The sequence below is a fragment of the Nocardiopsis akebiae genome (genome assembly GCF_018316795.1).
Lineage (GTDB): Bacteria > Actinomycetota > Actinomycetes > Streptosporangiales > Streptosporangiaceae > Nocardiopsis > Nocardiopsis dassonvillei.
In genome coordinates, this window is record NZ_CP074132.1 from 5,393,837 (window position 1) to 5,407,151 (window position 13,315).

Here is a 13,315-nt window from a genome sequence, read left to right on the forward strand (position 1 = left end):
ACAGGAAGCCAGCGGCGTATCCCTACTGGACCCAGTCAATAGAAAACGCCATCTGAACTACGAAAAAAGTGACGGTTCTTGTTTTTGTTCTCCCAGTGGGGGGAACATAGCAGGCGGCGAAACCCTGGAAATGTGGGTCGTCTACCCAGCACCACCGAGCAACGTAGAATCCATGACAGTAACCAACCCCTTGACGCCACCCCTACTCAATGTTCCGATCAGTCAATCTTCCGAAACAATTGAGAGCTCGGGACTGTCAGAACCTAGGATCATTGACCTCGTCACCATCACCGACGACCTTGAGGACCAGACCGGCCGAACGGAAAGCAACGAAGAAGTCAGCATCATACTTTCTTCCGACGTTCTGTTTGAAACAGGAAGCGATGAACTGAGCACAGATGCCGAGGAGATTCTACAACAGGTCGCCACAGAGATCGACGACGCAAGCTCAAATACCGTCAACATCGCTGGCCACGCCGACAACACCGGCAGCGAATCAATCAACCTCCCCCTGTCCCGGGGTCGAGCCGAAGCCGTCGAATCATCTCTTTCTGAATTGATCACCAGAGACGGCATCAGCTTCGAAGTTGAAGGCTACGGATCCAGCGCACCCATCGCCAGCAACGACACAGAAGAAGGGCGCGAACGCAACCGTAGAGTCAGTGTCACTTTCGAAAAATAGCGAGGAATCAGTATGAAAAATTCGACCCGTTCTCTAGGCCTACTGCTCCTCGCCATTTCGATGCCACTTACCACTTCGGCAGGAGCCAGCGCCACCTCAGCTCATCCAAAAAATGACCTTGAAATCTTGGGCACCTCTCCCGGAAGCACAGAGGAATCACGCGATCTCGTGGCTGAGGTCCATCAAGCAGAGAGGGACGACTCCGGATCCTTCCTCTCACTCACCTGGGGAATAAAAAACAACGGCAATGGCCAGGCATCCATGCTTTGGCTGAGGGACCGCTCGTACTCCTATACCGGGCAAAATTTCGCTGGGGTTACCATGGCAAACTCAGACGAAGGAACAAGGTACCACCCGATAATGGACGGAAATGGCACCTGCCTCTGCTCGGGAAGCATCTCAAACGATCTTGTCCAGAACTTGGGGAGTGGAGATGAGGTCACCTACTGGTCCCTCTTCTCGGTTCCTGACGACATCGAATCCGTGACGGTCGAAATACCGAACTTCGATCCCATCGAGGACATCCCCATCTCCTGAAGCCCCCCGCCAACCAGATCGCCTAGGAGGCGGCGTTGCCCACTCCCCACCGCCCCGAGCTCGGGGACACCCGACGGCCCTCCCCCACCGGGCCGCCCGGGCGGTCCGGTGAGCGCAACGGGCCGCCGAGGCGGCACCGGGGCGGCCGGTTCCTGCAACGGTTCCGTCCCGTTCGAAGGACCGGGGGCGACCGGGGCGCGGCGTTCGTCGAGCTGGCGGCGGTCACCGTGCTGGCCGCGGCGATCATGGTCGCGGTCTACCAGCTCGAACTCAGCCAGACCTTCAACAGCGGCGTCCGGCAGATGGTGTGCCTGGTCGAGGGCCCCGGCTGCGGCGACGAGACCTGGGTGGACGCCGACCGGCCGGAGGAACCCGAGGAGTACGAGTGGGGCCAGGGCAACTCCAACGCCCTGGAGAACGAGGCGCTCGCGATGGGCATGGCCGCGGACCGCGGCTGGACCGAGAACGAGTGGGAGTGCCTGAGCAACCTGTGGAACGTCGTCTCCCACTGGGACCACACGTTCGTCAACACCGAGACCGGTGACCACGGCATCTCCGGGTTCAACCCGGCCAGGCACGGCTCCATGCCCGAGGGTTTCCGGGAGAGCCCGTCCACTCAGATCTCCTGGGGGATCGGCCACATCGGCGACGCCTACGGTTCGCCCTGCGCAGCCTGGGCCTACTGGGAGGACACCGGCACCTACTGAGGGTGCCGTCCACCCCTTCCCAAGCCGCCTTCCCCCGCCGACTCGTGCCCGCGCCCCCTTACACGAGCTCCGCTCACAGGACCGGGTGCGGCTTCTCCGCGGCTTGTTAAGGTTCCGCAAAACACCCACAGAAATTAGTAAATACCAGGGTCTTATCAGACATAAGGGGCATTTCTCTCTGCGGAGCGTTCGTACCCTGAACGTTCCCACGCCGCCTCTGCGGGGGCTCTGGTGTGGAAGACGTGCATCGCTGCCGTCTCGTGGGGGCACGGGTCGGCGCTGACCACCCGGGGGTTCGGTGAAGATCGCCTATCTGATCAACGACATGTACGGCATCGGCGGAACCGTGCGCACCGTCGCCAACCAGGCGGCGGCGCTGTCCGCCCGGCACGAGGTCGAGATCGTCTCGGTGTTCCGGCACCGCGCCGAGCCCGTTCTGCCCGTACCCGCGCAGGTGCGCCTGCGTCCGCTCGTGGACGTCCGCGGATACGGCGGCGACCAGGGCACGGGGACCGACGGCCGCCCGCTGTACGAGGGATCGGAACGGGCCGGTGTACCGCCGCTGCTCTTTCCTCCGGAGGACGCACGCGGTCCCACACACAGCCGCCTGACCGACGACCGGCTGGAGGAGTACCTGGCCACCACCGACGCCGACGTGGTGGTGGGCACCCGGCCGGGGCTGAACGTGGTGATCGCCAGGGCCGCTCCGAGCCGGGTGGTCAAGGTCGGCCAGGAGCACCTGACCTACGACCAGCACTCCGAGCCGCTGCGCCGGGTGATGGAGGAGGCCTACCCCCACCTGGACGCCTTCGTGACGGTGACCGAGGCAGACGCGCGCACGTACCGGGAGCGGATGCCGTTGCCCCGGGTACGCGTGCTGTCCATCCCGAACTCGGTGCCCGCGCCCGCGTTCACGGCCAACGGGCACAACAGCCGCACCATCGTGTCCGCCGGGCGGCTCGCCCCCAGCAAACGGCACGACCTCCTGGTGCAGGCCTTCTCCATGGTCAGCGAGGAGTTCCCCGAGTGGACGCTGCGGATCTACGGGCGCGGCAACCGGCGTGCGGCGCTGGTCCGACTGGTCGACTCGCTCGGGCTCCAGGACCGCGTGTGGCTGATGGGCGCGCACCCGCGGGTGGAGGAGGCCTGGGCCCAGGGCTCGTTCGCGGCGGTGACCTCCAGCGAGGAGCCGTTCGGGATGACGATCGTGGAGGCCATGCGATCGGGGCTGCCGGTGGTGAGCACCGACTGCCCGCACGGCCCGGCGTCGATCATCCGCGACCGCGAGGACGGGCTGCTGGTGCCCAACCGGTCCGCCCCGGGGATCGCCGAGGGGCTGGCCCAGCTGATGGCCGACGACGAGCTGCGCCGGCGGATGTCGTCCGCCGCGCTGACCGGCTCCGAGCGCTTCGACCCGGCCAACGTCATGCTGATGCACGAAGAGCTGTTCTCCGACCTCTCCGGTCACGCAACGCCTCCGCCGCCGGTGTCGGTGCCCGCGCCGCGCCCCGAACCGGCCGCAGCCTGCCGGGTGCGCGTGGCCGGGGACGGGGCCGCGGTGCTGTCGTTCACCGATCCGCCCGACCGGGTGGTGCTGACCCTGGAGGGCAGGCGGGTGGAACTGGAGCCGGACGGCGGCGACGTGGTCGTGGACGCCGCGCGCGATCGGCTGGCCGCGCGCACGTGGGAGGTGCTGCGGCTCGACGGCGACCGGGAGACCCCGGTCCACGACGTGGAGATCCGCCAGCACGGGTTCCCGTTGGACCCCGGACGGGTCGGGCGCCTGTCCCTGGTGCTGCCCTCCCGCTCGGCGAAGGGCCGTCTGGTGCTGCACGTGCGGCGCTCGGCGCACCACGCCGAGGTGGAGCACGTGGAGTCGGCCGACGGGATGATCACCGTGCAGGGCCGGGTGCTGGGCCGCGACGTCCCGGACGCCCACGCGCGCCTGGCGGTGCGGCTGCGCACGTCTCCCGGGGCGCTGCGGGAGTTCTCCGCGCCGGTTGCCGGTGACGGCCGCTTCACGGCGGTGGTGGACCCCGAGGTCGTGGTGCACGACCGGTACGGCGAATCGGAGAAGTGGGAGCTGCGTCTGGTGCTCTCCGACGGGACCGAGTGCACCGTGGGACGTCACCTGTCCGGTGTGGCGGGCTACCGGAAGATCATCCGGTACCCGGACCAGAAGGTGGAGCGGGGCGAGGGGGGCGGCACGCGGGTGCGCCCCTACTACACGGTCAACGACCGGCTGGGGCTCGTGACGTCGCCGCTGGCGCCCACACTGGAGGTGGACGTCGTGCGGGCGAGCCCCGCGGGGCGCCGCGCGGGGCTCCTGCGTTTCGAGGTGCGGCTGGCCTCTCCGCTCCCGGAGGGCGCGGAGTACGCCGTGGAGGTGGTGCGCGGCACCGACATGGGTCGGCGCTTCCCACTGCGGGCCGAGGGCGGCTCCGCCTCCGGCGGCCGCCTGGTGGGCTCCCTGCCGCTGCTGACGGGGACGGGGTACGACGGCCCCGGCGCGGTCCGGGCCACGTGGCGGCTGCGGCTGCTGGCGGGGCCGCCGGGGGCTCTGGGGCGTCTGGGCGCCACCGCGGTCCCGGACAGCACCTCGCGCCGCTGGAGCCACGGCCCGTACGTGCGCTCGGCGACCGTGACGCCCCTGGGGTCCGGTGACCTCCAGGCCACCGTCGCCGACGTCCACGTGTGGGAGGCCGTCCGGCGACGGATGCCCTGACCGGGGCGAGCCCTCAGGGCTGCCCGGTGCGGATCATGCGCTGGGCCAGGCTGAGCCGGTCCAGCAGCCAGTCGGGCAGGTGGTCGGCGCCGCGGGGGAAGTGCTGGATGTCCTGGTGGAAGTTTCGGGGGTCGGGTTCGACGTCGAACTCGGGCGGGGCGTCGTGGTCGAAGTGCGCCCCGATCTCCCGCGACTCCTGCACCGTGAACCGGGCGGTGAACCACGTGCCCTTGCCCGGCTGGTACATGCCGGTGCGCAACCGGTCCAGCAGCCGTCCGACCTCGGGGAGGAGCAGGTCCCACTCCGTGCCGCCGTCGGGTCTGCGCACACTCACCCGTGACGAGGAGACCCCGAACAGGCCCCGGTAGTCCACGACTACCTCCGTCCAGGGGCCTTGGACCGCGTCCAGGGTGCGGTCCACGATCTCCTGGACGGTGTCCATCATCTCCTCGGGGGTCATGTCCCCCGGGGACATCCGCGTCCGCGGCTCGGGACGCGAGGCGATGAGCAGGCTCCAGGGGGATCCGCCGTCCTGGGTCTCGGGCACGCGGTCGCCCTCCAGCCGGTCCCGCAGCCAGGCGGGGACGTGCTCGTCGTCGCGGGGGAAGTGCTCCAGGTCGAGCAGGTAGCTGGCGTCGTCCCGCGGTTCGTCGAAGTGCGGCTCGTTCTCGTAGTCGTAGCGGACGCGGTAGCTCGCGGGCCGGTCGATCTCGTAGTAGGCCGTGTACCAGGTGCCCGTCCTCTCGGCGTACATCCCCGCGCGGATCTCCCGCAGCCGTTCCAGGGCGGACAGCGGCGGGACCCAGCCGCTGCTGCGGCCTTCCTCGAACATCACCTCGAAGAGGGCCGTCTCGCATGCGCCCAGTCCGGAGTACACGAGCCGGAGCTTGACCCAGTCGTCGGGGGCCGCCCGGAGCAGGTCCGTCCCGATCCTGCGGAGGAGCTCGTCCTGTTCGACGGGGGTCATCGCTTTACGGGCGCTCATGTCCTCGCCTTCGCTTCTTCTGCGGTGGAATGGGTGCGAATCCGACCACGCACCACGACTCTGCACGCGTCGGACAGGGTCCATCCTCCCTGTGCGGAACCCGTCATGGGCCCCACACTCGCCAGAAATCCGCCGGACAATTCCTACGAAGTCGTACGGCCCCGCGGCCCGGCGGACGCGGGCCCGCGTCCGCCGCGTCGCCACGTCGCGTCCCAACAGGGCGAACACCTTTCACACCGGCCCCACGAGCGGACGCGGTCGTCCACAGGCCCCTACCGCTTCCCGACATGCCCGGATAAGCTGCGCTGGTCGGGACGTTGTCCGGGCGTGTTCGCGTGCTCACCACGCGCGACGCGCTCCGGTCCTTCCCCTCCAGCGCTCCCCTCCTCCCGGGAGCACCCCCTCCCCTGATGGAAAAGGCATGGGACTGCGACGGATCCTCCCCCACACCGCCCCTCCGTCCCGGCGGCGCGCGCCGGGCGGAGGCGACGACGGACAGGCCAACGTCCTGCTCCTGTTCGGGCTCACCCTGGCCCTGCTCTCGCTGACCCTGCTGTTCGTACGGGTGGGCGCCGCCAACGACCAGCGCTCCCAGACCCAGACCGCCGCCGACGCCGCCGCGCTGGCGGCGGTGGGCGCCCTCCAGGAGCGGGCCGCGCAGGACATCGTGGACGGCGCCTACCCCATGCCCTGGTTCGACGAGGAGGCCGCCGAGGCGCGCGCCGAGGAGTACGCGCGGAGCAACGGGGCGGTCCTCACCGACATCCGCGCCAGCGACAACGTCATGGGGCGCAGCGGGAACATCGTGCGGGTGGAGGTGCGCGGCGCCGTGTGCCAGCGCGAACTGGAGGAGGACGGGTCCCGGCACTGGAACGACGTGGTCTGCGACGGCGGCGAGGAGGAGACCAACACCGTCGTCGGCAACGCCTCGGCCATCGCCATCGTCCGCATCCCCCACCAGTGCGGGCGCGACGGGGGCGAGCTGGTCTGCGACGGCGGCACCGTCGACGACCTCGCGTCCGCCAAACGGCTGATCGACGTGCACCTGGTCGACCAGGAGGGCCGCTACGGCTTCAACCCCGACTTCGTCGGAGGCGGCGGACCCAGCGTGGACTGCGCCTCGCTGGGGTCTCTGCACCCCATCATGTGCTCGGCGCACGAGCGCCTCCAGCAGCAGTTCCCGGGCTTCTACCTGTCCGCGGGCGGTCGGCGCACCGAGCCGGGCAGCGACCACCACAGCGGCGAGGCGGTGGACTACATGATGGCGGAGCTGGGCGGGGTGCCCACCCCGCAGATGCACGCCACCGCCATCACGGTGATCGACTGGGTGATCCAGAACTCCCACCAGCTCGGGGTCAAGGGCATCATCTACGAGCAGCGCATCTGGAACGCGACCGGTGCGAACCCGGACCCGGTGGGTCCCTGGTCGAGCGTGAGCCGCTCCATGGGCGACCGGGGCAGCAACACCCAGAACCACATCGACCACATCCACCTGGCGGCGGGCGTCGGTCCCATGCGGTGACCGAGCCCCGCGCGGGGGTGCGGGGGTTGTCCACAGACCGCGGAAGGGCCTTGCCGGGGCTGCGTGGGCCCCCGAACCTGGACGGTATGACAGTCCGTGAGCACACCCTTCCCGACCGTTCCCTCCTCCTGCGCACGCTCGCGCCGATCGTCGGCCCGATCTCCCCCGACGCGGTGGTCTGCGACGTGACCGCCTCCTACGTGTGGGGCGTGGACCTGCACCCGGCGGGCACCCGCGCCACACTCACCCGCCCGCACGTGGCGGTCCCCCGGGGCGTACGCACCAGCGGCATGCCGGTGGTCGCCCACCGGGAGCACGTGCCCGCCGCGGACCGCGACGTGGTGGAGGGCGTGCGCGTCACCACGGCGGTGCGCGCGGCCGTCGACGTCGCCGCCCGCGCGCCCTCGGTCTTCGCGGCCACGGCCCGCCTCGACGCCTTCCTCTCCCGGGGGCTGGCCACCAGGGGGGACCTGCTCCGCGCCGCCCGGCGGGCCCGCTCCCAGCGGCAGCTGGGGCAGCTGCGCACCGCCCTGCGCTACTCCTGCGCGCTGAGCCGGTCGCCCGCCGAGTCGTGGACGCGTGTGCTGGTCCTGGAGGCGCTCCTGCCTCCCCCCGTCCCGCGGTGCCCGGTCCACACCGACGAGGGCGTGTTCCACGCCGACCTCGGCTGGCCCGACCAACGGGTGGCGCTGGAGTACGACGGCCCGGAGTTCCACTCCTCGACGGTGGCCGGGGCGAGCGACCGGGTCCGGTACGCGGCGATGCGGACGCAGGGCTGGGAGGTGGTGTCGGCGAGCGTGTACGACCTCCAACTGCGGCCGGGACGGCTGCTGCGCCGCATCCTGCGCTCGCTCACCCGCCAGGGCTGGTCGTGCCCTCCCGAGCACCTGGAGCTCGTCCGCGGCCGCGTGCGCGCCTACGAGAGGGAGCCGCCACAGCTCTTCGCCCCCCGGCGGTCCTAGAGGCCCCGGGGACCCGCGCACCCGTCCGTAGGGCGGCCGAGCTCCGGGGGCCGCCGCGCGGGGCCCACCCTCACCGGTTCCCGGAGCGGGGCGCACGACCCAGAACACGTACGACCCGGAACGGACACGGCTCGGAGCGGATACGGCCCGGAGCGGACACGACACAGGGCACGCACGGCCCGAACCGGGCACGGCACGGGTAGGGCACGAGCCCGGAGCCGCCCCGGAACGGGTCCGGGCCGGAGGCGGGCACGACGCGACAGGGCAACGACAGGAGGTGGACACGTGGACCGGGGCGGAACCCTGCTGGAGTACGCCGCACTGCTGCTGGTCGTACTGTCCCTGGCCGTCGCGGCCGCCGCGCACGGGGCACTGGAACGGCTCCCCGCGGAGCTGCGGGGAGCCGTGCACCGTGCGCTGGGTGACACGCCCGGTTCCCGCCCCCCGGACGAGACCGGTGACGGCACGGCCACAACCGGCCACGAACCCGCGCCGGACGGGGACTGGAGGCTCGATCCCGCCGACGCCGCGGAGGCGGTCCTGCGCTGCGCGCGGGCCGGAGCCCTACCCGACCCGGTGGCCCGGACGGACTGCGCGCTGTCCCTCCTGGGTCTTCTGGACGCGCGGGTGCTGGAGGCCACCGTCCTGCGGTTGGAGGGCCGGGATCTGCACGAACTCTTCCGCAGTCCGACCTTCGCCGCCTCCGCCGCAGCCCGGACCGCGGTCCGGCTGCTGTGGGAGCACGCCGCCCAGGAGACCCTGCGACGGCTCTCGCGGACCCGCACCTTCGGCTTCCTCGCACCGTTCGTGGAGTCACCGCACCGCGACTGGGTGCTCGCTTTCGTGGATGTCGGAAGCGATCACATGCGTGGGACCATCGAACGGAACACTGCGTCACCGCGTCGTAGCACCCGTCACACTCCGGTGCCGGACGAGAACGATCAGCAAACCCCCCGCGTCCCGTGTCCCCCGGCGGTCGCGCGAAGATCCGCAGAAACGAGGCCCAGGCCGTGTCGATTCCGTCGATGCCGCACCCCTCCGACCCCGACGAGCAGCCCTCCTCAACGGGAGGGCGGCCCAACTGGTTCGTCTCCCTCCTCATGGTGCTGGTCTGCCTGGCCGTGGTCGCCAGCGGGTGGGCGGTGGCCCGGCTCGTCGTGGGCGACCCGCTGCCGCCGCTGGACGTGGCGGAGGGCCCGGAGTCCCGTCCGCCGCGGAGCGGTTCCGCCCGTACCTCGGCCGCCCCCGAGGACGCCGAGGCCTACCTGGAGGCCGCCGTCGAACTCGTGGAGGACTCCTCGGCCTTCCACCTCACCTTCACCGTGCACGACGGGGAGACCGACCCGCGGGACGCGCCGGACCCCGGCGCCGGATCGGCCGACGCCCTCCCCGAGCCGCCCGCTCCCCGCCCCACGGCCGCCGCCGACCCGATCACCTCGGGCCGCGGGCAGGCCATGTACGACGCCGGGGCGGAACCGGAGTTCGACCACTACTTCTCCAGCACGGACGGGTTGAGCGTGTACCGCTACGACGTGGGCGGCGGCCAGCTCATGATGACCGCCGACCGGGGCCTGGAACTGCTGGACCCGCCCAGCTCCGCCGACCGGTACCTGTGCTCACGCTCGTACGGGGCGGCCAAGCTCCGCGAGGTGCTCGCCACCTCCACCGACCTCGCGCTGGAGGGACGGGAGGAGGTGAGCCTGGAGTGGCCGGAGCTGCACAGCACGCACAGCGCCTACCACTACACGGGCACGTTCACGGCGATGCTGGGCGGCTACGACCCCGAGAGCGGGCGCAACACACTCACCGCCGTCAGGGACGCCGAGTTCGAGCTGTGGATCGACGAACAGGGGTACCCCCGCAGGCTGGACTACCGCGCCGAGAGCGGTGTCGGGGAGAGCTACGAGTACCACTCGTTCAGCTGATGCCGGCCTCCGCCGAGACCACGTCGGGGACGCGGGCGGTGTCGTCCATCTCGTAGGCGTAGGGCGGATCGGCGACCTCGCCGAGCAGGTCGGGCTGCGCGGAGTCCACGAGCAGGTTGTCGCGGGTGACCACGTTGCCGGGTTCCTCCTCCGGAGTGGCCACCGAGAGCCGGGTGCCCTCGAAGTAGTTGCCCTCCACCAGGACGTTGGAGTCGTCTGCCGACTCCACCCCGTACCCCTCGTTGGCCCGGAAGTAGTTGTTGAACACGTGGACGTGCTCGGCGAACCGCGCCCTGGGGTGGCGTCCCACCGTCCCGTCGAAGTAGTTGTGGTGCACGGTGACCCGCAGCGCTCCCGGTTCCTCCTCCCCGCCCCCGACGGCGAGCGCCGACTCGGCGTCGGCGAAGTGGTTCCAGGACAGGGTGACGTGGTCGGCGCCGCCGGTCACCGAGACGAGGGGGTCGTCCCCGCTGCTGGAGAAGGTGGAGCCGTCCACCCACACGTGGTGGGCTCCGCCGCGCACGGACACCGCGGTCCCGTCGGCTTCCACCCGCAGGTTGGACAGGATGACGTTGCTGGCCCCGTCGACCACCAAGCGCCCGCCGGTGAGCTCGGCTCCGCCCTCGACGCCCACGAGGGTCTTGTCCGAACCGACCTCCACCGTCCCGTCCAGGTCGATCGATCCGGTGACCTCGACGGTGAGCGGCTCCTCGGCCGACAGGTGGTCGGCCAGCTCCCCGGCGTCGGAGGCCGTGACGGTCTCCCCCTCGGCCCCGCCGACCGCGCCCGGGTACTCCTCGCCGTCGCGCTCCAGCGGCTCGCCCGCCCAGCCGACCGGCCCGCCCCGATCCCCCTCCGGCGTCCGCAACGGAGTCTCGTCCGGGGTCTGTTCCGCCGGGGAACCGGACTCGTCGGCCTCCGCGTCCGGTTCGGCGGCGGCACCGGTCTGCTGCTGCGCCGAGGTCTCCTCCGCTTCCGGGGAACACGACGTGAGGGCAGAGCACAGCAGCGCCGCCGCGGCCGCGGCGGCGATCGGGTGAGGTCTCATCAAGGGCTTTCCAACGCAGCGGGACAGGGGGTGTGGGGGCTGGGGCGCTGCCAGGAGGAGACGTGGACCCGCGGCGGTACAGCACGGCCACGGGGGAGCGCGGGCCTCCCGGCGGACGGCCCCGGTGTTCCCGGTCGTCCGCCTGCCCGGGCAGACGGGCGCGGCGAGCCGGAAACGATGCCTAGACCTTGCCACAGCCGGGTCCGCGGCCCCAACCCCAGCCCCCGCCCCAAAGCAGCGCACGCGCCGTGTGTGGGGGATGACACACCGCACGGGGGCCGCGCGGCCGTGTCGGCACCGGGCCGGACGGGACGCGGGGGAAGGGCTAACGGCGCGGACGGCCCCGGACCGCACGGCACGGGGAACGGCGAACGGCGCACACGCGGCGCCGGGCCGCGCGGGAGGCGCGTCGGCACCGGGCGGTGCACGGCGAAGGGCGCCGGTCCCCGTGCGGGGACCGGCGCCCCGGCGCGTCCGCTCAGGCGGCGCGCGGTGACGTCACGGGACTACTCGGCGGTCCAGCCGATGTCCTCGTAGACGTAGTCGGAGGCCAGACCGAACTCTCCCCAGTTGTGCAGGTCCTCGTTCATGACGTAGAGACCAGGACGCTCGAAGAAGGGGATGGTCGCGACCTCCTCCCACAGGAGGCGGTCGATCTCGTTGGCGAGTTCGGCGTAGCGGTCCGGGTCGGTCTCGGCACGCATCTCGTCGAACTTCTGGTCGATCTCCTCGGTCGAGGTACGGGCGAGGTTGTTGCCCCACTCACCGTTCTCGTCCGGCATCGCGTAGTTCTCCTTGGCGTCACCCGCGTAGGGGTTGGAGCCGACGAGGACGTACGTGGCCACCTCATAGTTGCCCGGAATGACGTACTCGGAGAACAGGGCGTTGCTCGGCACCTGCTGGACGTCGACCTCGATGCCGATATCGGCGAGCATGTCGCGACCGATCTCGGCCTCGTCCTGGGCGATGGCCATGTCGTCGGAGGCCACCCAGTCCAGGGTCAGCGTCTCGCCGTCCTCGTTGGTACGGAACTCGGCTCCCTCCTCCAGGGTCCAGCCCGCCTCGTCGAGCAGTTCCCCGGCACGTTCGGGGTCGTACTCCCCGTACCCCTCGCTGTTGTCCTGATAGCCGTACTGGCTGGACCTCAGCATGCGATTGGACTCACCGGTGATCGGCCAGTCGACCGCGCCGAGGGCGACCTCAGCGAGGGCGTCGGTGTCCAGACCCAGGGAGACCGCGTGGCGGACGCGGACGTCCTCCAGGTCCGGGCTGGCGCCGTTGAGCGAGGCGAACCGGTGGCCGTGGTTGACCGCCTCGGTGAAGTACGTGCCCTCACGGTCCTTGAGCAGCTCGTAGCCCGCGGCGTCGTAGCCGAGATAGAAGCCGTCGATCTCACCGTTGTTGAAGGCACCGGCCATGGCGTCGGTCCCCATCGCGTCGAAGACGATCTCGTCCAGCAGGGGCTCGGTCCCCCACCAGTCCTCGTTCCTCGTGATCGTGATGCGCTCGGCGACGTCGTCGAACTCCACGTTGCCGAAGGGCCCGGCGGTGACGGGGTAGTCCTTGACGTAGCCCTCCTTGAAGAGCTCCTCGTCCTCCATGTACTCCTTGGGGTACAGGGGGGAGAACAGGGACGGCCACTCAGCGAAGGGCTCGTCGAACCTGAGGGTGAAGGAGTACTCGTCGTCACCGGGGACGAACTCGGTGATCTGGTCGTATCCGGCGGTACCGCCGAGCTCCCAGTCGCCCTCGCGCGAACCGCTGACGGTCTCGACCTGGGCCTCGTAGTCCTCGGAGGTGACGGGCTCCCCGTCGGACCACACGGCGTCGGGGTTGAGCTCGTAGAAGACCTCGAGGCCGTCATCACTGACCCCGAAGTCGAGGACGAAGTCCTCGTTGGGCGAGGGCAGCCCCTCGGCGTCGTAGCGGGTCGGGTTGGGCAGTACGGCGGCGGACACGCGGCGCACGTTGGCCAGGTTGCCCTGGGTGTGCCACATGTTGTGCTGCTGGTCGTAGGCGCTGATGGCCCACACGAAGGTGCCGCCCTCCTTCAGGTCCTCGCGGGGGGCGGGGTTCAGGTCCTCGGCGGGGAGGGAGGCGACCTCCTCCTGCGCCGCCTCTCGGTCGTTGCCCTCGTCACCGCCGCCGCAGGCGCTGGCGACCATCACCAGTGCCGCGACCGGGGCGAGGTAGCGCGCCTTCCCGATTCGCATGGGGATTTC

Annotated in this window: 10 protein-coding genes; 7 read left to right on the top strand and 3 right to left on the bottom strand. The window is 70.5% G+C overall.

The window, feature by feature from the left end:
- The first annotated feature begins 172 nt into the window (after positions 1 to 172).
- The 4 genes from KGD83_RS28835 to KGD83_RS23055 all read left to right on the top strand — a co-directional run bounded on the left by KGD83_RS28835 (position 173) and on the right by KGD83_RS23055 (position 4,651).
- Complete coding sequence (locus KGD83_RS28835; protein WP_249352003.1) at positions 173 to 682, top strand: OmpA family protein; 510 nt, start codon at positions 173 to 175, stop codon at positions 680 to 682.
- Positions 683 to 694: 12 nt separating this feature from the next.
- The gene (locus KGD83_RS28840) at positions 695 to 1,219 is read left to right on the top strand and encodes a hypothetical protein (RefSeq protein WP_249352004.1); all 525 of its coding nucleotides are present in this window, start codon (positions 695 to 697) and stop codon (positions 1,217 to 1,219) included.
- 35 nt (positions 1,220 to 1,254) lie between these two features.
- Complete coding sequence (locus tag KGD83_RS23050) at positions 1,255 to 1,926, top strand: aggregation-promoting factor C-terminal-like domain-containing protein (RefSeq protein WP_212641141.1); 672 nt, start codon at positions 1,255 to 1,257, stop codon at positions 1,924 to 1,926.
- A 298-nt stretch (positions 1,927 to 2,224) separates the two neighbouring features.
- A complete protein-coding gene (locus KGD83_RS23055) occupies positions 2,225 to 4,651 on the top strand; it encodes a glycosyltransferase family 4 protein (RefSeq protein ID WP_212641142.1) in 2,427 nt (808 codons plus the stop codon).
- A gap of 13 nt (positions 4,652 to 4,664) precedes the next feature.
- Here the strand turns inward: KGD83_RS23055 and KGD83_RS23060 are convergent, their stop codons facing one another.
- Positions 4,665 to 5,636 (bottom strand): hypothetical protein, encoded by a 972-nt coding sequence (locus KGD83_RS23060; RefSeq protein WP_212641143.1) that lies wholly within the window; start codon positions 5,634 to 5,636, stop codon positions 4,665 to 4,667.
- Positions 5,637 to 6,057: 421 nt separating this feature from the next.
- On the opposite strand from KGD83_RS23060, the gene KGD83_RS23065 reads away from it, so the two are divergent.
- The 3 genes from KGD83_RS23065 to KGD83_RS23075 all read left to right on the top strand — a co-directional run bounded on the left by KGD83_RS23065 (position 6,058) and on the right by KGD83_RS23075 (position 10,045).
- Positions 6,058 to 7,158, top strand: coding sequence for a pilus assembly protein TadG-related protein (locus KGD83_RS23065; protein ID WP_212641144.1), 1,101 nt, complete (start codon positions 6,058 to 6,060; stop codon positions 7,156 to 7,158).
- Positions 7,159 to 7,244: 86 nt separating this feature from the next.
- Complete coding sequence (locus KGD83_RS23070; protein ID WP_212641145.1) at positions 7,245 to 8,120, top strand: hypothetical protein; 876 nt, start codon at positions 7,245 to 7,247, stop codon at positions 8,118 to 8,120.
- 1,010 nt (positions 8,121 to 9,130) lie between these two features.
- Positions 9,131 to 10,045: a hypothetical protein gene (locus KGD83_RS23075; RefSeq protein WP_249352005.1), complete on the top strand. Its 915-nt coding sequence runs from the start codon at positions 9,131 to 9,133 to the stop codon at positions 10,043 to 10,045.
- On the opposite strand, the gene KGD83_RS23080 is transcribed toward KGD83_RS23075, so the two are convergent.
- Positions 10,038 to 11,093 (bottom strand): pectate lyase family protein, encoded by a 1,056-nt coding sequence (locus KGD83_RS23080; RefSeq protein ID WP_212641146.1) that lies wholly within the window; start codon positions 11,091 to 11,093, stop codon positions 10,038 to 10,040. The genes KGD83_RS23075 and KGD83_RS23080 overlap by 8 nt on opposite strands.
- Positions 11,094 to 11,599: 506 nt before the next feature.
- Positions 11,600 to 13,306 (bottom strand): ABC transporter family substrate-binding protein, encoded by a 1,707-nt coding sequence (locus KGD83_RS23085; RefSeq protein WP_212641147.1) that lies wholly within the window; start codon positions 13,304 to 13,306, stop codon positions 11,600 to 11,602.
- Between the last annotated feature and the right edge of the window lie 9 nt (positions 13,307 to 13,315).